Raw genomic sequence first — 19,322 nt, forward strand, 5'->3', positions numbered from 1 at the left:
AGGTGTTGAATTTACTCATAATCTACTGGATACATTATGTTCCGTGAATTTCTATAAACCTATTATCTCAAATGCTTATAGGAATGACCTTACCGATAGCACCTGACACTTGATCAACAATGCCATTGCCCAAGGCTTTCCATTTAGCCTCACGATTGGCCAATTCAGTTTTCACTTTTTCAACACTTTGTTGGGTCAGTTCTATGGCTTTGTTGATTTCAGCTCCATCCCCCAGAGTGATATCTTGTTGAAGCTTGGTTATTTGTCCTAATATGGCCTCCATGCTTTTGCGGCTTTCGGCCAGCTCACTTTCTATCTCGGAAACTTGTGCTTGCAGCAGGGCTACACCTTTACTCAACTCAGTAGTCATGTCGTCGGCTAAGGCCTCGACTTTTTCATCGATCCAATCATCCATTTCTTGTCTGGCATTATCCGCTATTTTTTTCGCCTCTGGCGGAAGAGCGTCGAAACTAGGTACTAATCTTCTGGTTCTCATTATTCTTCTCCTTGCGACTTAGCAGGCATAGGTGATGCAGCGTGTTGATTGATTAAGTTATTTACATGATTTGGAATTTCGTCTATTAAATCACTGAACTTATTATTAATACTTTTAGTTAAATTCGTTTCTAGGTTATTTAACGTGCCCGTTAGGTTACCTAAACTCTGAAATGCGTTATTCGACAGCTTCCCTAAAAACTGGTCAAAGGTAGAGCTTAATGGCGTCAATAGACCACTAAGCTTACTGCTTATGGCTGTTAATTTGGTTTTGAGGTTATCGCTAGCACCTTCCAAAATTAGTTCGTAAATTGGAGACCTATCAACATTGTTTTTTAAAGTTAACAAGGTCTGTAACTGTTGATCGTTTAATGTATCCAGTTGACCATAGTGAGCAGCTAAACTTGCTTGCAGGCTCAACAGTTGTTTGGCAATGTCTTGAGCCTGATTATTGAAGCTCTTACAATCTGTCCCCGCTGGTGGGTTAATCATTGTGTATTGGGCATCAATATTATCGAACAGAGTCGTTTTATATTTTAATATCTTCTCAAAATAGGTCTCTCGTAAATCCAAATCATCCCTAGAGTGGCGACCTGAAACGGCTAATATTTGGGTCTTTTTAACTATTATTTTTCGACTAACATCCACATCAAGTGGCGTTATGGTTTGTGCATTTTCAAGCTCTTTTAATTGAGCTTCATAAACCTTAAAGGAAGCCTCTAAAGGAGCATATGCGGTATTGAACTGTTGTGGGTATGTTTTGTTTTGAAACTCAATTACTTGTTCATAAAAGCGTTGCTTAATTTTAAGTTTGGAATTACTAATTAAAGCTTGAGCGTATGTGTGAGTTCTCTGGTTTATAGCGTCACACTGCTTGCTCAGTTCAGACCCGACTAATTTAACCATCTCCACTTCAGTCGATAGTTGCTGGTTAAAAGCATTGGCAATATTGGCATGTTGTTGAGCTAAGATTTTTTGATTTTCTACGGATCTGTCGGTGAGATTTAACACCGCCTGAGTTGCACAGCCGCTCACTGAGATTACTAGGCTGATTATAATAATAAAATTCACTGGTATTTTCATTTGGAAGTATCCTTCTTCGCAAGTTCAGATTCTACTAACCCGTGGGCAAGCTCTTTAGCTTGACGTTTAATTTCGTCGATAGATTTGGGTTCAGCTGCACTTTTTAAGGCTCTAAGTAATTTCGTTCGTTCCTCATAAATTTTTTGTGGTCCTTCATTTATACTACTTGTTGCTGCTCCTAGTACTTTTTCAATTAATTTGTCGAATAACGAAGCTGTGCGTCTGGAAGCGTAACCAAAAATGAATCCTATTAATGGAAGTGTCCAAACTCGGGCTTCATACGGACCAATATCAAACCAACCAAACATAATTGCCATCACCATGACTAAGGCTAGAATAGGTCCATAAATAAGTTTGGTATAAGCGACCCAACGCTCTAACGGATTAAAGTTCTGTTTGCGAAGATATTCCGCGGAGTTCACCAATAAGTTAGTTATTACTCCAAAGAGTGCCCAAAAGAGAACCTCCAACATAGATAAATTGGGAGATGTCCACATGAAAAGTTTGCTAGGAGGGGATAGGGTATGTAGGTCAACCATTTGTTGACGTTTCAACCTAGATAAAGCAAACAAATTTTGTTTAATGGTGTTGGGTAATAAGTTACTAGCAGCTAGTTTAGTACCAATGTTAGCTACTAGAATGTACGCCTCATCATAAGCTCCCTGATTGACTAGCGTCTCAACAGGAACGATTTGTTGGTGATCATTAAGGTGTGATTTTAATTGAAAAATTTGCGCTTTGGTCTTGGTGAATAGTTCATAAATTGTAGTAGAACGGTCTCTAATTTTGCCTATGGTATGCGTACTTTGCTGGGCGTCAATGTACCAGTCTAAGTCACTTAGGTTTTTGAAATCGACCTCGCCGATTTTAGAAATTTGCGCAAAATACTGCCAAGATATTGCACTATTTAGATTAGACTTAGTGTGCATCAATGTAATGTGAGATGCTAAGTACACTATAATTATAAAAATCAGCAATCCGATTAATTTAAGTATAAAGGATTGCCCGATTGTTCGTGGGGTACGGTTATCCATCCTCATGTATCTCCCAAGTTTTACTGGTAGCAATAGCCAGTAAATCAATGTTAGTTGTCAATTCCTTTGAAACTACATGACAATGTTTAGAAGCTCTTTCTGCTGCTTATTGAACTTGCATCTTTTGGTTATAGACCAAAAAACGCAATGTCGCTAATTTCACACACTCATTAACCAATATTCTTTAATCACTGTTCTTTTTTTTGGGGGGGGGGAAGAATATAAAGTGTTGCTTTGAGTAAGCCTACTGAATCGTAAATAGCGTACCTTTGAGTATTAACCTATAAACCAGTATGCTTTATATCTGATTCTATAATGTTGGTGTCAAATGCGCTGGATTGTATTTCTTCTGTTATCGGTTATCACTCTGTACTCGATTTTAGGTCGTGCCTATGGGGTTAATCTCGACCGTTTTGCGTTGGTAATTGGCAATCAAAATTATCAAGTAGCGCCTTTAAAAAATACCCTCAATGATGCGGAAGCTATTTCTGACGCTTTTTTCGAACTCGGTTTTCGAGTGACCACCTTAACTGACGCAAATTCGTTGACTCTACGCCAAGGGATTAATGGGTTCTACGCAGAAGTCGCTAAGGCTGCTGGCAGTCAAAAGCTAGCCGTTGTTTATTATGCGGGGCATGCAATACAAATTAATCATGCCAATTACCTCATCCCTCTTAATATCCAGTTTGAAAGTGAACAGGAATTTGTTGATCAGTTGTATAATCTCTCCCATCTATTTGAACTGATGAAAAGTACTAATGAGTTACAAAACATTGTGATTTTAGATGCTTGTCGTAATAATCCTTTTGAAGGCAGTGGCAACGTTTTAGTGTCTCAAGGTCTAGCTCCGGTGAAAGCTCCGTCGGCTACACTGATTGCGTTTGCCACTGAGCCTGGAGGGATAGCGTTAGACGGCAGGAGCGACAATGGTGTTTATACTAAACATCTACTTAAATACATTTCCGAAAGCATCTCGATTGAAGAAGTATTTAAAAAAGTCCGCTCGGCAGTGGCAAAGGAAACTCGCAATAGGCAAATTCCATGGGAACATTCATCGTTACTTGGAGAGGTCTATTTCAGCCCTCCCAAAAACAAGGAAGTCCCCAATATAGTGGTATTTTGAATGGCTTAAAAAACGTAAGCTAGGCCAACGTGCAAGGAAGTAAAAGATTCATCGATGCCGTTAAATTGAGCGCCGTTATAATCGATATCTTGCTGATAGTCATTTATCTTAAAACGTGTTTGAAACAGTAAGTTGCTGGAAACTGGCATTGTCCAACTTAAGCTATAACTAAATCCTTTGGTGTCACCAGAAACATTTCCTGTTAGATCGTCAAATTCTATTGCCTCTTCTTCCTCTTCTTCATCTGTATTTTCAGAAAAAACGTTGTTTGCCCTTAGGTCTGCAAAAGCGACAGACAGACTAAGACTGCCAGCTTTCTCAAATTGCCAATGATAACTTATCCCAACAAATGGTCCTTTTTGTCGATAACGTTCATCGGTAATGTTAAGTTGATCTTCTTCGTCGATGTCCCGTGGAGTAAATTGAATTTTGGTGTTGCCATATTTGTAACCACCAAATAGCGTCCAATTTTTTGATAGTCGATAGCCTAATGTGATGTCTAGATCATCACGAGATGCTTTACCCGTATCTTCTTCTTCGGATATATCAGCATCCTTCAAGGTGGTCTGCAAGTTGGCTGACAATTGCCAGTTTTCAAGAGTCACGGCGACAGGAATATTGACGCTAGGAAAGCTGATGTCGTGATCGAGTTTTTCGGAAAAGGAAAAGGTGCTATATCCTAGCGATGCGCCAGCTACAAATCGAATGTCTTTAAGTGAAGAGTTTGCAAACGCCGCAGGCGAGGCTATTAGCACTAGTAGCAATCCTGCTAAACAGCGATTGTTCATTATATGCTCTCTTATTGTTATTTTTTTGTGCAATTAGCTAAGACTAATAGTATTGTTAGTAGATAGCAAAAAATAGAGAACATAAATGAATTCAAACAAACCCTTAGTTTCCTTGATATCGATTCTGTTTACCATCTTGTGTTTATGTTTTATTGGCGGCTGTAAGACTACCGATGATAGCTCAGAAGAAGTCGAGTGTCGCAACGAGCAGCAAGAAAGTTGTGATACAGATGACGAAACGGGAAGAGGCTATGATCCCTGTTTAGTGAATGAAAGTTTACCGGTCTGCAAGCCTTAATGGATCCACAAGAACTAAGACTGCAAATTGCGGAAGTCGCAGGAACATGGATTGCTGCTCTAGCTGTGGTTATCGGCGGTATCTTTGGTGTCTTTCAATACTTAGAACATAAAGATGCAGTGCGTGTTGACCGAAGTATGGCGTTTGTAGAGCGTTATCATAGTGATGGCTTATTGATGCAAGCACGGTTAAAAATTACCGACTCAATGACATCCCATGTTGATAACATCAATCAATTATTAACAGATTCAACCATCAAACCAGAGAATGTTGCCAGCCAATATAACGATTTTATAAATAAACAGGTTGAAGCAGATGCATTAGCGGGTTCATTGGACCAAATTTTCACTTTTTATGAGCAGATAATACTGTGTAGAGAGTTAGACTTGTGTGACGATGCCGCTGCAGAACAGTTCTTTGATACAGATGGTCGGGCATTTGTTCGCACTTTTTACCCGTACATATGTAACATTCGGGAAAAATGGAATAATCCAGAAAAATATAATCGGCTTTTGAATTTCTATGCGGGTAATGGCAACAGTATCTGTGAATCTTGAACTAATCCCTAAAAATCACGATTTTTATGCTTTTCTACAACTCTCAATAATCCTATGTCGTTGAGTTAACAGTGGTACCTATGGGCTAGACGTTTGTGTTCGAAATAAACGCAAAGGATATTAAAACAGCTAAATGGATAAAAATCATACAGATACAAAGTTGTTGGGGGTGTAATATTACCCAAAAGTTGAATTTAAAAAAGCGTATTATATGTAGCGCTTTTGGTTAAAGTTTGCTGTAATAGATTGATAACAAATAAAATATAAAAACGTGAACTATGCATGCAGGTTGGCGAGAATATCTAAAGCAGCGCTTAAAAACACCATCGAAGTTCTATTCAATAGGGCTTGAATTTGGCGACGATTCTATTCAAGTTTCTGTATTGAATGATGATAAGCAAAATATCACTTGGGTAAAACAGCACCTATTGCCTGCCCACGATTGGCAAAAACACCTTCAAAATTATGTTTCACAAGAATCGTTAACAAATACTCCTTGTCATGTGGTGCTAAGTCCAAGCAAATATCAGATTCAACAAGTTGAAAAGCCGCAAGTAAGTGACGACGAATTGGCACAAGCGTTAGTTTGGAGTGTGAAAGATCTCATGCCAAACCAAGACGAAATTGTCGTCGACTATTTCGAATTACCGGTGCAAAGCGCTGGGGCAAATAAGGTAAATGTTGTCGCACTGGCCAAAGATAAAGTTGAAGAGCTCACCGACGGCATACTCCATGCTGGTCTAGAATTGAAGAGTATCAGTATTCTAGAGCTGATTATGGCCGATATTGTTGAGTCTAGTGATGATGCGATACTTACTTTGGTTCAGGAATCGGGGCAGGAGATATGTCTGAATATTATCAAACATGGTCAGGTCTACTTTTCTCGACGTTTGCGTGGGTATGAAAACTTACCTACATTTAGCGAAGAAGAATTACAAATGGGAGTTGGCGATAATCTGAGCGTAGAAATTCAACGTTCAATGGATTATTTTGAGAGTCAACTTCGGCAAGCACCGGTTAAGAAAATTCTATTGGCAATCGAATCTCCACACTTAGATAAATTAGCGCAAATGATGCAACAGTTAACTTTTATGACAGTGGAACCTATCCATGTCGAGGTGCCTCATGTTGAAGGGTTAACATACCGTAGCAGCTTCATTGGAAGTTTAGGCGCGGCCTTCGTGCAGAAAAATGGAATTGCCAATGAAAACTAGAATCAATTTTTTTAGAGAAGATTTTAAATCTAAAATTATACTTCTGAATTTGAATTTTCTTTTAGGATTGGCCATTTTGTCTATCATTTGTATTGTGACGGCTTGGTTATGGGCAAGTAATTCACATGCTAACGCTGAACAACAAACGGATTTATTGCTTGCACAAATTGCCCAGAAAAAAGAACTATCCAAATCTTTAATAGAAGCGAAAGATACTCGTACTCAAAGTGCTGCGATTGTGGCCGATGTGGAAAAACATCAGCAAGAATTAGCCATGAAACGCACCATCTTAAATGAATTGGATAGTCGTCAAACGCAAAGGAGTAACGGCTTCTCAAGTCTAATGGTAGATCTGGCGAAAAATCACCATACTAATTTGTGGTTAACCAATATCTTATTGAACGAACGTAGCCTTTATATTGAAGGTGCCACTACTGATTCAAAAGCACTTCCTCAATGGGTATCGCAATTAAATCAAGCTAGTTATTTTGCGGATACTGAGTTCGCCGGAACTCGAATGTTTCGAAATGACAAACAGCAATTACAGTTTATACTCAGTTCAAACCTTGATGATATGAAGGGGAAAGGGCAATGAGTCAGTCTATAGGAAGTCAATATACTGATTTGCTTGCTAAATTTTCCGCCCTTACGACCCGAGAGCGGGCGTTAACAATTATAGCTACACTGTCGGTAATATTATTAGGTGGATACGTATTGATGGTCGAACCCGTTTTAGAAAAATGGGATCGCGAAAAAATGGAAATTCAGCGGCAAACTAATGAAGCTGCAAGTTTAGATGCCAAAATCGCATTATTAGAGCAAACCTTGCAAGAAGATCCCGATGCATCCATTAAAGCGCGTCTGAAAAGCGTTAAACAAAAAATCTCCAAAGCCGATGAGGCGTTGAATGCGCAAACTGAAAATTTGGTGCCAGCGTCGCATATGCCTATTTTGTTAGAACAAGTGTTTGCACAATTTGAACAGCTCAAGTTAGTTGAAATGCACTCTATCGCGCCGACTCCTTTACTGAAATTAGAAGAGGAACAAGAGTTAACGGATGTGAATTTGTATCAACATGGTGTGCAAATGACTCTGGAAGGTGGCTATTTTGAGATTCAAAAATACCTACAAAGAGTAGAAGCCTTGCCTTATCAGTTTTATTGGAAAAAGTTTGAGTACAAAGTTGAAGAATATCCGGATGCTATAGTGCAGATTGAAATTTATACGCTAAGTACAAGTCGTGCATTTATTGGAGTTCGTAATGATTCGTAAATTCACTTTATGCCTTGGATTACTATTGTCTTTTGCACTTGGCGCACAACAGCTTATTGATCCAACTAAACCCAAAGGGGCGGGCTTGCTAACCACTAAAAGCAATGAGGACGAAAATGGTCCAGCGCCTATTGTATTAACCGCTGTGTTTATCAAGAGCAACAGTAAGGTCGCCGTCATAAATGGCGAGTCTGTGCTAGAAGGACAGAGTTGGAGAGGAAACCAAGTGAAAAAAATCAATAAAAACGGAGTCGTGCTAATCGTAGACGGCCGTGAAACAGATTTGTTATTAAATCAATACTCAATTAAAAAAGATGCATCCAATGACTTCTAAGCAAATTGTACTTCTAGGATTAGCGCTGACACTATTTGGCTGCCAATCGACCTCAGAAACTGGGCCCGCTCAAAAATCCATGGACCAAGCTATGGAGCAACAAGTTGAAGCGATGCGGGATAAACAAAGCATGCCGCTAGACAATTTACCCGATGCGGTAAGCCAAGCGTTGTTGCCGGGCCAATCCTTAAGTGAAGATCCACTTTTTGATGAAGAGAAATACGATATTAGTGCTAAGGCCGTCGATGCTGTCAGCTTTTTCGCCGGTTTGGTTGAAGGTACGCCTTACAGCGTTGCTGTCCACCCTGAGGTGAAAGGTGCCATTTCGTTAAGTTTGAAGCAAGTTTCACTCGAGCAAGTGTTTGAATTGGTGTCCGATTTATACGGTTATGATGTACAGAAATTCGATCAAATCTTTCGCGTATTTCCTTCTGGCATGCGAACTGAAACCTTTCCTGTTAATTACCTGTTGATGCAGCGTGATGGTGCAACGCAAACCAGTATTGCCTCTGGTGGGGTAACGCAAAGTGAAAATAACCAAAACTCTAACACCAGTAGCGTCAATAATTTCAGTGGTAACTCTTCCACGGGCAATAATATTGGTGGTGGCTCAAGTAGTAATAATACGAATGGCACTAATATCAGTACACGAACTGAAACCGATTTTTGGTCTGAGTTGAAAGAGACTTTACAGTCAATGGTTGGGGTTGAAGAAGGGCGTATGGTAATGGTGACTCCGCAAGCTGGATTAGTTACTGTTCGCGCGATGCCTGGCGAAATCCGCAGCGTGAAAGAATACTTAAAAGTATCTGAAGAGATCGTAAAACGACAAGTAGTGCTAGAAGCTAGAATCATCGAAGTTTCATTAAGTGATGAATATCAACAAGGCATTAATTGGAATCAAATCGCCAACAGTAATAGCAGCAGTACACAAGTAAACTTTTCTACTACAGCTGGAAACTTTGGTAATCAAATCAGTGCTGCTATCGGTAATGTCACCAGTTTATCGTTTTTAAATGAAGACTTTTCTGGGGTATTAACATTGCTTGAAACCCAAGGTAATGTACAAGTGTTATCTAGCCCTAGAGTGACAGCAACCAATAACCAAAAAGCGGTCATCAAAGTGGGCGACGATGAATATTTTGTGACCGAAGTGTCTAATCAAAATACCATTACCTCAGGCACCACAACGGTCACACCAAATATTGAACTTACTCCTTTCTTCTCAGGTATAGCATTGGACGTTACTCCTCAAATTGATGACAAGGGCGGCGTATTATTGCATGTTCACCCATCGGTAATCGAAACCGATGAGCAAGAGAAAGTCATCACCTTGAACGAAGAGCGATACGTATTGCCTTTAGCTCAGAGCAACATTCGCGAATCGGATACGGTGATTCATGCAAATTCTGGTGAGATTGTAGTGATAGGTGGATTGATGCAATCAATAGTCTCCGAATCAGATTCAAAAACGCCGTTGCTGGGTGATATTCCGTTATTGGGAAATCTATTTAAAAGTAAAAATGATATTGAAACTAAAAAAGAGCTAGTCATTTTACTCAAGCCAACTGTAGTCGATGCAAATACTTGGAAGCAACAATTAAAGCAAAGTCGCGACCAGATGGCTGATTGGTTATACGTGGAATAACACTATGTACCTGTACCATTACGGTATAAAGGAATTACCGTTCACATTAACGCCTAACACCAGTTACTTCTTTGGCTTACCGAGTCACAAAGAAGCGCTAGCTGTGTTAGTTACTGCGCTTAAAACCGGCGAAGGTTTTATCAAAGTAACAGGCGAAGTGGGAACCGGAAAAACCTTGATATGCCGTAAGCTGTTAAATGAATTGCCAGGTGATTTTGTTACTGCCTACATTCCCAATCCATTTCTAAGCCCTGCTGAACTGCGCAGATCAGTGGCCAGTGAACTTAATGTTGCTTTGACGGATCACTCTGATCAGCAAGAGTTTACTCACCGTATTCAACAACGCCTCATTCACATACACCAACAAAACAAAGGGGTAGTATTGATTATTGATGAAGCTCAGGCTTTACCAATGGAGAGTATTGAAGCGTTAAGGTTAATGACCAACTTAGAGACTGAGTCTAGAAAGTTATTGCAAGTGGTCTTGTTTGGCCAACCTGAATTAGATCAAAAACTAGCGTTACCTGAACTACGTCAGCTAAAACAACGTATTACATTCTCATATAATCTACGCTTGATGGATGCTGATCAAGTATTCCAATACGTGCGTCATCGCATGGCTGTAGCAGGATATAAAGGCCAAGAGTTATTCAGCAAAAAGTGCTGTGAACGCTTGTTTAAGGCCAGTAAAGGAACACCAAGAATTGTCAATGTCTTGTGCCATAAAGCATTGATGTTGGCCTACGGTGAAGGCAAAAAAGAAGTATCCCTTGAACACATTCGTTTAGCTATCAACGATACGGAAGCGGCGCTGCTGCCAAACAAACATCTACGTCTAATCTTGATTATTGCCGGTTTGATTTTATTAGCGCTAGCGGCAACATTTGCTTATGAAAGTTGGCTGTTATGAGTGTCGTTAATAAAATGCTACAAGATCTGGAAGAGCGCAAAGCTGAGCCAGAATATTCAGCAGATTATCGCCCTTCAAACGAAAAGAAAAAGACGTTGGCATCCATCTATATTTTAATCGCGATATTGATAGTTGCTTTTGCTATTTGGTTGTTTAAAGACAATTTGTTTATGCAAAAGAGCCAGTCGCAAGACGTTGTTGAGATTGCGGCCGAGACTGAAAAAAATATCCAAGAACAGCCTCTTGAGAAGCAAGATCAGCAAGCAAACGTTGTTCATGACGCAGAGAGATTGATGGATTCAACGAATCCTGAATTACAGCTTGGCAATCAGTTAGAACAGCTCAATCAACTGGATAATGAAGATGTTATTGAAGGGCAGCTTCAAAGCACTGGTAACCTTCAAGCAAACGTGCAGGTTGAAGATAATGAATTGCTGCAGTCTGCAAATAATGCAATTGTTCAGCGAGTAGAAGACGATCAGCAAAGTACCCAAATAGAATCTGTGTCGATAGCCGATGTTGAGCAAAAATTGACAAAAATGAAGTCTGCATCAAAACCGCAGGAGTCTGAGAAATTAGAGAATCTAGACACTGTCGACGGTGTCTTCGAAATGAAATCTAGCGACACTGCAATTGATAAAGAACAGTTAAAGCAACAAGTTCAAATCGCCCTTAAACGAGGGGATGATCGAACTGCAATAAACTTACTGGAGAAACTTGTTGAGGTAACGCCTGAGAATACTACTGCCAGAAAACGATTGGCGTCGATGTTATTTGCTCAGGGGAATCATGACAAAGCTGATAAAACGCTGCAAAAAGGCATTGATTTATATCCTGGAAATTTAGAACTGCGAATTATGCAGGCGAGATTATACGACCAGCTAAAAAAACCTGTGCAAGGGTTCGAGTTGCTAATGGCACACACTGTATCTGCTTTTCAAGCGCCCGACTACGTAGCTTATCGAGCAACATTGGCGCAAAAAGCGAATAAGTTTGAACAGGCGAAACTGGATTATCAACAGCTAGCTAAAAGCCAGTCAGCGAATGCAAAATGGTGGCTTGGTTTGGCTGTGGTAGAAGAGCGACTAGGTAATATGAGTGAGGCTTTAGAAGCCTATCGACATGTTAAACAATTATCCCAAATGTCCGTTGAGGTTGAAGAATTTGTTGAGCAAAGAATACGCTATTTGGCAGAGGTTAAATAATGCAGCCTAAAGCTAAAATACGTCTCGGAGACTTGTTGGTTCAAAACAACATTATAACCGAAGAGCAACTCATGCAAGCGTTGTCAGCTCAGCGTGAGTCCGGTAGAAAGCTAGGTGCTGTACTGGTTGAGCAAGGGTTTGTTTCTGAACATAACCTACTGACTTTTCTATCCCAGCATTTAAAAGTACCGCTAATAAGCATACCTGAATACCGGGTGCAGCCTGAAAGTGTGAAGCTACTACCAGAAGTGCAAGCTCGTCGTTATCGTGCCATTGTGTTAGATGACAAAGGCGACCACCTATTGGTTGGTATGAGTGATCCGGCTGATATTAATGCTGTCGATGCGCTATCTTCGTTACTGACTAAACCGCTAAAGCTGGCGGTGGTTTCCCAAGCTCAATTATTTGAAGCCTACGATAGCTTTTACCGACGAACAGAAGAGATTGCTTCATTTGCTCAAGAGCTAGCCGAAGAATATCAAAACGAAGATGAGTTTGACTTCGCAAGTGGCTTAGAATCAGAGCAAGACACCGCAGTTGCTAGGCTGTTACAGTCCATTTTTGAAGATGCGGTGCAGGCTAAAGCGTCGGATATCCACATTGAACCGGATGAAGGTTTGCTACGGATTCGCCAACGTGTAGATGGCATGTTGCAAGAAACCATTATTAAAGAAAAGAATATCGCCTCGGCACTAGTGCTGCGTTTAAAATTAATGTCCGGGTTAGATATTTCTGAAAAACGTTTACCCCAAGATGGTAGAACGCAAGTTCGCATCAAAGGCCACACCGTTGATGTTCGTTTGTCGACTATGCCGGTGCAAAACGGTGAATCTGTGGTAATGCGTTTACTCGATCAATCGGCTGGACTTTTAACCTTGGAACAGACAGGTATGCCTGGTCCATTGCTACGTCGATTGCGGACTTTATTGCAACGCCCCCACGGTATGATTTTGGTTACCGGACCAACCGGATCCGGTAAAACTACCACACTATACGGTGCATTGAGTGAGCTGAATAAGCCAGATACCAAGATCATCACGGTCGAAGATCCCGTGGAATACCGTTTGCCTAGAATCAATCAGGTTCAAATCAATAACAAAATTGATCTGACCTTTTCTAACATCTTAAGAACCACCCTTCGTCAAGACCCTGACATTATCATGGTGGGGGAGATGCGTGATGCAGAAACCGTTGAAATTGGCCTGCGAGGTGCTTTAACAGGTCACTTAGTATTATCTACTTTGCACACTAATGACGCGATAAGCAGTGCCATTCGACTCTTGGATATGGGCGCTCCTGGGTATTTGGTCGCAAGTTCTTTAAGAGCAATTATTGCGCAACGATTGGTACGACGAATTTGTGATAACTGCCAAATAGAATATACCCCTAATGAAGAAGAAATGTTTTGGTTGGGGAATATCGATGCCAGTGCTAAAACGGCCACATTTAAAAAAGGGGCTGGTTGCCAAAGCTGCAATCAAAAAGGCTACCGTGGTCGACTTGGGGTATTTGAATTGCTTGAGATGACCGAGCCGATGATGGATGCGTTGAAAAACTCAGACACAGTGGCATTCAGTCATGCAGCATTAAATAGTCCTGGATATTCACCTTTAGCCAGTGTCGCATTGTCTTATGCCAAATTAGGCTTTACCACTGTAGAGGAAGTGCTCAGGTTGGTGGAAATGGTTGCTGAAAGTGAGGGTATAACTCATCAAGACCAAGAACACGACGAAGAACACAAGAGTACAAATAACGAAGGTGAGGTAGATGGCTCAGTTTAATTACACTGGACGGGCATCTAATGGTGAGTTAACCAGCGGCCTAATTGAAGCTGTAGATCAGTCTACCGCTGCAAAAATATTGCTTGGTCGCAACGTAACTCCGCTAAATATTTATGAAAGTACCGAGCAAAGTGGTACTAAAAAACAAAATAATGAAATTAACTTTTTCACCCCTAAAGTTAGTTTAGAAGATTTAGTTATTTTTTCCCGCCAAATGTATTCGCTTACTCGTGCGGGGATACCCATATTGCGTGCGGTAAATGGGTTAGCAGATTCAACTAATTCGAAGCGCATGGAAATGGCGTTGAAAGACGTTGTTGAGCAATTGGAACGTGGACGGACGCTGTCATCTGCGTTGCATCAGCATCCTGAAATATTTAATCAATTATTTGTTTCAGTTGTCCATGTGGGGGAAAACACCGGTAAATTGGACGATGCATTTTTACAGCTATCCGATTATTTAATTCGCGAGCAAGAAACTCGTAAACAAATTAAATCAGCAATGCGTTATCCCTTTTTCGTGGTTCTCGCATTAATTGCCGCTTTAATTGTAATGAACATCTTTGTCATTCCCGTATTTGCCGACATGTTTAAAAAGTTCGACGCAGAGCTTCCATTGATGACTCGATTTTTGATCGGCATGTCGGATATGTTTTTAACTAAATGGCCGTTTATGTTACTTGTCATCGGTGGCGTGATTTATGCGATTAGACGGTATTTAAACACCGATGTCGGACGCTACAAATGGGATAAGCGCAAGTTGAATTTACCGGTCATTGGCGGTGTTCTAGAACGTACTTTGTTAGGACGTTTTGCGCGTAGTTTCTCGATGATGTTGGTGTCTGGTGTTCCTCTTACTGCAGCGCTAAATTTAGTTGCTGATGCGGTTGATAATCGCTATATGTCAGAAAGAATCTTGAATATGCGGCGCAGTATCGAAAAGGGTGAAAGTTTATCTCGAGTGGCCCATTCAAGTGAATTGTTTACGCCTTTGGTTATGCAAATGATAACCGTTGGCGAAGAAACCGGACGGGTTGACGAGCTGCTAGCTGAGGTAGCTGACTATTACGAACGCGAAGTAGATTATGATTTAAAGAGCTTAACGTCTAAAATTGAACCTATATTAATCGTAATTGTGGCGGTAATGGTGCTAATTCTAGCTTTAGGTATCTTTACCCCAATGTGGGAAATGATGGGGGCGTATAAAGGCAGATAGTTAGCCCAAAGCGCGTAATTAGGAAAGAAATTGGATAAAAATCAGGCGGGACAAGAAAGTAGCAGCCAACTATTCGGCAAAATTGTTGTGTTAATAGTGTTTATTACTATTCTCACTAGTTTTGTGCTGTACTTTAATAATAGTTCGCCTGACATGAAATACATTGCAATGGAAAACTTACAACAACGTTTTTCACAAAGTGTGACTAACTCACATTGGCAATGGCAGGCCGAAGGTCGCCCGAGAATTATCGTGTTGGTGCATTATGAGTCGCAGCCTGATAACGATAACCAAGCGGTAGAAAAAGATAGGCGACCGATTGAAATGGGTTTAAATGGCTACCCTAAAGCAACACCTAGCACTGAAGGTTGTGGCAAGTTATGGCAAACCATTCTCAATGTTTCTATGAGTGTGGAAGGGTTTAAGGTATATGCAGAGTATTTTTCGGATACGGATCCTGAAGATGCCGTAGATGATGCAAAATGCCGTTTTAGATTATCCGTTGGACCATATTTTGAATATCAGTTAGCAACGGGACAAGTGAGCGCCTTAAAAAGTTAACGATAAATGAAACTTGGGCTCGGGAAAATTAACGTAAATACAATAATTTACGAAAATAAATTGTGACAAACTAATTATATAAATTAATAATAGGTACTAAATGGAGGTCAATTATGAATTTTTCAAATAATACCTCTAATCAGCTAAAAGGTGGGTTAATCATGCAAACTAAACAACGAGGTTTTACCCTCATCGAACTGGTCGTAGTGGTCATAGTATTGGGGTTGCTTGCAGCTACCGCATTGCCACGAATGTTAGATATCACTAAAGACGCTGAAGATGCGACTGTTGAAGGCGTGGCCGGTGGTTTTGCGACAGGTGTTGGTTTAGTCAGAGCTGCTTGGGAATTAGAGGGACGCCCAGAGGAAAATTTTGGTACAAATAGTACTTCTGTGGTGATTGATGGTGTGCAAGTCGGAATTGACAAAGATACAGGCTACCCCACTGGACAACTCAGTAATGACTCTAGTAGTGAAGATGACAATATTAATAACTTAGATTGTGAAAGTACGTTTAATTTGATTATGCAAAGTGCACCTACAATCTCTTCAGATTGGAATGATCTGCCTTTTGAAGACTATCGTTATTTCACTAATTCGAGTGACGGACAAGGTTCTGGTGGTAACGACTTATGTTTCTACTACCTGACTCAAACGATTAAGAATTTAACGGTAGAACCGACTGATAGAAATTCAGGTAACGGTTTTATATACGACCCTAGAATTGGACAAGTCGTTGTTTTTAGTAACAATTAAACTAAAGTCTAGTAACCAACAATAAATAACCATGTATAGTTAAACATACTTATATTAGCTATATCGTTGTTTAAAACAGATTGAAATTTTGACATTATAGAATTTAAAATGAGGATACTACCATGCAACAACAACGCGGATTTACATTAATAGAATTGATCATAGTCATTGTGATCTTAGGTATCTTGGCTGTGACTGCCGCACCAAGATTTATTGACTTAAGCAGTGATGCTACCGCATCTACTCTCAAGGGAGTGAAAGCGGCTATGCAAAGTGGCGCACAACTGGTTTATGCTAAATCAGCGATCGCTGGTCAGCAAACTGTTGCCAATGCTGGTGATGATACGTCAGAAGTATCTGTCAGTGGTGTTGATGTTCAAACTGACTTTGGTTACCCAGATGCTGAGTTGATGACAGAAGCAATGCTAGCCGGTTGGGTACAGTTGGATATTGGTACTGACTTTAACTTTGTGGTTGGCGACGGTGATGCAGATACTCCTGCTGCTGGTACTTTCGGTATTGCACCTGGTGCAGATGCTCCAGATTATGCAACTGATGAATGTCATGTTATCTACACTGATGCTGAAAACGCAAATAGCGCACCTGTTATTACAGTAGTCGATACTGGTTGTTAATCAGCAAAGCCAAGTAAAACTGGTTTTTGCAGATGAATAACGGTGAGAACTTCATCAAATATTAGAAGTGCAATTGGCTTCACAATAGTGGAGCTGGTTGTGGTGATTATTATACTTGGTATTCTTACCGTAGTCGTAGCTCCTCGCTTCCAAACTGGCGGGGGCTTGGCTGAATACACCTACCAAGCGCGACTCATTTCTTCTTTGCGCACTATGCAACAACGTGCAATGAACGATACTCGCGACAGTTATTGCTTCCAAGTAAACGTGTTTACAGGAGCAAACTCTTCTTTCGGTCCCCCTACACTTGTTTATAAAAACAGCAGCAGAGCACTTTCTTGTGCGACGACTATAGATACCTCCGAAGACGCTGCGTATGTTGTCGCTAATATAGACGAGATGGATGCTGATAATGTAACTATCACTAGTGGTGGCGGTAGCATACTGTTTAACCGATTTGGTTGCGCAAACAATGGCAGTGGTTTTTGTGCTAACGATATTGAAGTAGTCTTACAGGGCGAAAGTGCGGTGTCGGTATGCATTGAATCACAGGGGTATATACATGCCTGTGAATAGTGCTAAAACTCAAACGGGGTTTACCTTAATTGAACTGATTATCGGGATTGTGATTTTTGCTATTGCTTTGACCTTTATTACCAGTTTGATATTTCCCCAAGCCCGCAAAAGTGTTGATCCTATAATGCAAGTGCGGGCCACAGAGCTGGCTAATACGCTTATTCGAGAAATTACTGCAAAAGCTTATGACGAAAATAGTCAGAACAATACTCGTTGCAACGATGACTTAAATGATGATGGTGATTTTGATGATGCCGGTGAGTCTGCTTGCACTGCGATAGGCAACTTTGGCCCTGATAGCTCAGAGTTTCGGAGTTATCCCGATTCAAATTTCGATGATGTAGATGATTATCATGGTTTGCAGCAAGGAGCTGGTTATTCCGATGCAATTATCCGTAATTCATTAGGTGAAATACTGTTAGTGAATGGCAAAAACTTATATGCAGGGTTCAGTGTATCGGTATTGGTCACTTACGACGGAGATATGGATGGCATTGCAGATAATGATCAGTCATCCAAGCTGATTTTAGTTAATGTGACTACACCAAGTGGTGAAACTCTCCAGTTTTCGACGTATCGGAGTAATTATTAATGGCAAGCTGCAAACATAAGGGCTTTACATTAATTGAATTAATCACGGTGCTGGTGGTATTAAGTGTTGTGTCTGTTGGGATCGCAGGTTTTATTCGCACCGGAACAGAAATATATGTGGACGTGGTTGAGCGAGACAAATTGTTAAGCCAAGGTCGTTTTGCTGTGCAACGAATGAACTTAGAAATAAATAATGCGCTTCCAAATAGCTTACGAATAGCTGGTAATAGTTCAATTCAATGTTTGGAATTTACCCCCATTTTGTTTAGTAGTTTCTATTTTGATTTACCTGTAGCGCCAGAACCTGCTGCTGATGAAGTGAAACTGATTGCGACCGATGCAGCCATCAATGATTATAATTATGAAAGTGGTCAATCCATAATCGTTTATCCCACCTCAGTAGACGACGTTTATGCTGATTCTGATCGTAGGTTTCTGTTGGGGGGCGAGCCTGAATTAGATCCGGCAGATTCTAAAAAGTTGTTGGTACCTTTGGCATCCAGCGAACAATTTGAAACTGAGTCACCCAGTTCACGAGCATATATTACAGGTGCTCCAGTCAGTTTTTGTATTACCGACAATAAACTCTATCGTAAACAACAGTATCCAACCTCTAGTACGCAATCAACATCTCTTGTTGGAGCGGTATTAATGGCGGAAAATATTCAAAATGATTTGTCCGGTTCAACTCAAGATTTGCCATTTCGAATTGCAGAGTCGAGTTTAACCCGCAATGCTTTTGTGATTACCCTGTTAAGATTCGAATTGAATGAGGAGCTCGTTGTTTTTAATAACGAGATACATATTCCTAATGTCCCTTAAATCAGCGCAAAGCAGCCCTAAAAGACAATCCGGGAGCATGATCATAATTGCGTTGTTTGTGATAATTGTCATGGCCATTTTAGGTTTAACCATGGTCAAACTTTTAAGCGCCTCAGCAGATTCAGTGATTCATGAAGTTTATGGTGCTAGAGCATTACATGCTGCTCAATCATCAATGGAGCGCAACATTAAAGAAGCATTTCCACTGACTCAGGATGGTTCCGGTAGCTGTGATAGTTTGAGTACCTTTTCATTTGCTTCCGTGCCTGGTTTGCAAAATTGCCTCAGTGTTTCGAGTTGTACCCTAACCACAGGGTTTGTCGACGAAACCACCCAGTATTACCATTTTGAGAGTACCGGAATTTGCACTGCAGGAAAGGTGACTGCCAGTCGCACAGTAGCGGTTGATGCAATTGTGGAATAA

23 protein-coding genes are annotated in these 19,322 nt (G+C 40.6%); 19 read left to right on the forward strand and 4 right to left on the reverse strand.

The window, feature by feature from the left end:
• Positions 1 to 67 precede the first annotated feature (67 nt).
• Genes VUI23_RS01935 through VUI23_RS01945 form a run of 3 tightly spaced genes read right to left on the reverse strand, consistent with a single transcriptional unit; the run spans position 68 to position 2,612 of the window.
• Entirely contained in the window at positions 68 to 496 is a 429-nt protein-coding gene (locus VUI23_RS01935) for a hypothetical protein (RefSeq protein WP_216050488.1), read from the reverse strand.
• Complete coding sequence (locus VUI23_RS01940; RefSeq protein WP_216050487.1) at positions 496 to 1,578, reverse strand: hypothetical protein; 1,083 nt, start codon at positions 1,576 to 1,578, stop codon at positions 496 to 498. The genes VUI23_RS01935 and VUI23_RS01940 overlap by 1 nt, the downstream gene beginning before the upstream one ends.
• Positions 1,575 to 2,612, reverse strand: a complete 1,038-nt coding sequence (locus VUI23_RS01945) for a hypothetical protein (protein WP_342806586.1) — start codon at positions 2,610 to 2,612, stop codon at positions 1,575 to 1,577. Before VUI23_RS01945 ends, VUI23_RS01940 begins: the two co-directional genes overlap by 4 nt.
• Before the next feature lie 328 nt (positions 2,613 to 2,940).
• On the opposite strand from VUI23_RS01945, the gene VUI23_RS01950 reads away from it, so the two are divergent.
• Positions 2,941 to 3,735, forward strand: a complete 795-nt coding sequence (locus tag VUI23_RS01950; protein WP_342806588.1) for a caspase family protein — start codon at positions 2,941 to 2,943, stop codon at positions 3,733 to 3,735.
• Between the two features lie 5 nt (positions 3,736 to 3,740).
• Here the strand turns inward: VUI23_RS01950 and VUI23_RS01955 are convergent, their stop codons facing one another.
• Complete coding sequence (locus VUI23_RS01955) at positions 3,741 to 4,523, reverse strand: outer membrane beta-barrel protein (RefSeq protein WP_216050484.1); 783 nt, start codon at positions 4,521 to 4,523, stop codon at positions 3,741 to 3,743.
• Positions 4,524 to 4,608: 85 nt separating this feature from the next.
• Between VUI23_RS01955 and VUI23_RS01960 the strand changes: the two genes are divergently transcribed.
• The 18 genes from VUI23_RS01960 to VUI23_RS02045 all read left to right on the forward strand — a co-directional run bounded on the left by VUI23_RS01960 (position 4,609) and on the right by VUI23_RS02045 (position 19,322).
• Positions 4,609 to 4,821: a hypothetical protein gene (locus VUI23_RS01960; protein ID WP_303502229.1), complete on the forward strand. Its 213-nt coding sequence runs from the start codon at positions 4,609 to 4,611 to the stop codon at positions 4,819 to 4,821.
• On the forward strand, positions 4,821 to 5,378 hold the full coding sequence (locus VUI23_RS01965) for a hypothetical protein (protein ID WP_252729419.1): 558 nt from the start codon (positions 4,821 to 4,823) through the stop codon (positions 5,376 to 5,378). The genes VUI23_RS01960 and VUI23_RS01965 overlap by 1 nt, the downstream gene beginning before the upstream one ends.
• A gap of 278 nt (positions 5,379 to 5,656) precedes the next feature.
• The gene (locus VUI23_RS01970) at positions 5,657 to 6,592 is read left to right on the forward strand and encodes a pilus assembly protein PilM (RefSeq protein ID WP_216050482.1); all 936 of its coding nucleotides are present in this window, start codon (positions 5,657 to 5,659) and stop codon (positions 6,590 to 6,592) included.
• Positions 6,582 to 7,187 (forward strand): PilN domain-containing protein, encoded by a 606-nt coding sequence (locus VUI23_RS01975; protein ID WP_342806590.1) that lies wholly within the window; start codon positions 6,582 to 6,584, stop codon positions 7,185 to 7,187. The genes VUI23_RS01970 and VUI23_RS01975 overlap by 11 nt, the downstream gene beginning before the upstream one ends.
• The gene (locus tag VUI23_RS01980) at positions 7,184 to 7,864 is read left to right on the forward strand and encodes an MSHA biogenesis protein MshJ (RefSeq protein ID WP_342806591.1); all 681 of its coding nucleotides are present in this window, start codon (positions 7,184 to 7,186) and stop codon (positions 7,862 to 7,864) included. The genes VUI23_RS01975 and VUI23_RS01980 overlap by 4 nt, the downstream gene beginning before the upstream one ends.
• Entirely contained in the window at positions 7,854 to 8,198 is a 345-nt protein-coding gene (locus VUI23_RS01985; RefSeq protein WP_342806593.1) for a hypothetical protein, read from the forward strand. The genes VUI23_RS01980 and VUI23_RS01985 overlap by 11 nt, the downstream gene beginning before the upstream one ends.
• Positions 8,188 to 9,846 carry a pilus (MSHA type) biogenesis protein MshL gene (mshL, locus tag VUI23_RS01990; RefSeq protein WP_216050478.1) on the forward strand — a complete coding sequence of 553 codons (1,659 nt, stop codon included), beginning with the start codon at positions 8,188 to 8,190 and terminating at the stop codon, positions 9,844 to 9,846. Before VUI23_RS01985 ends, mshL begins: the two co-directional genes overlap by 11 nt.
• A 4-nt stretch (positions 9,847 to 9,850) precedes the next feature.
• Positions 9,851 to 10,756: an AAA family ATPase gene (locus tag VUI23_RS01995; protein ID WP_216050477.1), complete on the forward strand. Its 906-nt coding sequence runs from the start codon at positions 9,851 to 9,853 to the stop codon at positions 10,754 to 10,756.
• Complete coding sequence (locus VUI23_RS02000; protein WP_303502220.1) at positions 10,753 to 11,961, forward strand: tetratricopeptide repeat protein; 1,209 nt, start codon at positions 10,753 to 10,755, stop codon at positions 11,959 to 11,961. The genes VUI23_RS01995 and VUI23_RS02000 overlap by 4 nt, the downstream gene beginning before the upstream one ends.
• Positions 11,961 to 13,742, forward strand: coding sequence for a GspE/PulE family protein (locus VUI23_RS02005; RefSeq protein WP_216050475.1), 1,782 nt, complete (start codon positions 11,961 to 11,963; stop codon positions 13,740 to 13,742). Before VUI23_RS02000 ends, VUI23_RS02005 begins: the two co-directional genes overlap by 1 nt.
• A complete protein-coding gene (locus VUI23_RS02010) occupies positions 13,729 to 14,958 on the forward strand; it encodes a type II secretion system F family protein (protein ID WP_342806595.1) in 1,230 nt (409 codons plus the stop codon). Before VUI23_RS02005 ends, VUI23_RS02010 begins: the two co-directional genes overlap by 14 nt.
• A gap of 30 nt (positions 14,959 to 14,988) precedes the next feature.
• Positions 14,989 to 15,519: a hypothetical protein gene (locus VUI23_RS02015; protein WP_216050473.1), complete on the forward strand. Its 531-nt coding sequence runs from the start codon at positions 14,989 to 14,991 to the stop codon at positions 15,517 to 15,519.
• 161 nt (positions 15,520 to 15,680) lie between these two features.
• Complete coding sequence (locus tag VUI23_RS02020; protein WP_216050589.1) at positions 15,681 to 16,274, forward strand: prepilin-type N-terminal cleavage/methylation domain-containing protein; 594 nt, start codon at positions 15,681 to 15,683, stop codon at positions 16,272 to 16,274.
• Positions 16,275 to 16,396: 122 nt separating this feature from the next.
• Positions 16,397 to 16,909: a prepilin-type N-terminal cleavage/methylation domain-containing protein gene (locus VUI23_RS02025; RefSeq protein WP_342806597.1), complete on the forward strand. Its 513-nt coding sequence runs from the start codon at positions 16,397 to 16,399 to the stop codon at positions 16,907 to 16,909.
• A gap of 42 nt (positions 16,910 to 16,951) precedes the next feature.
• Positions 16,952 to 17,485, forward strand: a complete 534-nt coding sequence (locus VUI23_RS02030) for a prepilin-type cleavage/methylation domain-containing protein (protein ID WP_303502213.1) — start codon at positions 16,952 to 16,954, stop codon at positions 17,483 to 17,485.
• The gene (locus tag VUI23_RS02035) at positions 17,472 to 18,077 is read left to right on the forward strand and encodes a type II secretion system protein (protein WP_342806599.1); all 606 of its coding nucleotides are present in this window, start codon (positions 17,472 to 17,474) and stop codon (positions 18,075 to 18,077) included. The genes VUI23_RS02030 and VUI23_RS02035 overlap by 14 nt, the downstream gene beginning before the upstream one ends.
• The gene (locus VUI23_RS02040; protein WP_216050470.1) at positions 18,077 to 18,898 is read left to right on the forward strand and encodes a prepilin-type N-terminal cleavage/methylation domain-containing protein; all 822 of its coding nucleotides are present in this window, start codon (positions 18,077 to 18,079) and stop codon (positions 18,896 to 18,898) included. The genes VUI23_RS02035 and VUI23_RS02040 overlap by 1 nt, the downstream gene beginning before the upstream one ends.
• 37 nt (positions 18,899 to 18,935) lie before the next feature.
• Complete coding sequence (locus VUI23_RS02045) at positions 18,936 to 19,322, forward strand: type II secretory pathway protein (RefSeq protein WP_342806601.1); 387 nt, start codon at positions 18,936 to 18,938, stop codon at positions 19,320 to 19,322.

It is taken from the genome of Alteromonas sp. M12, from assembly GCF_037478005.1.
Classification (GTDB): Bacteria; Pseudomonadota; Gammaproteobacteria; order Enterobacterales; family Alteromonadaceae; genus Aliiglaciecola; species Aliiglaciecola lipolytica_A.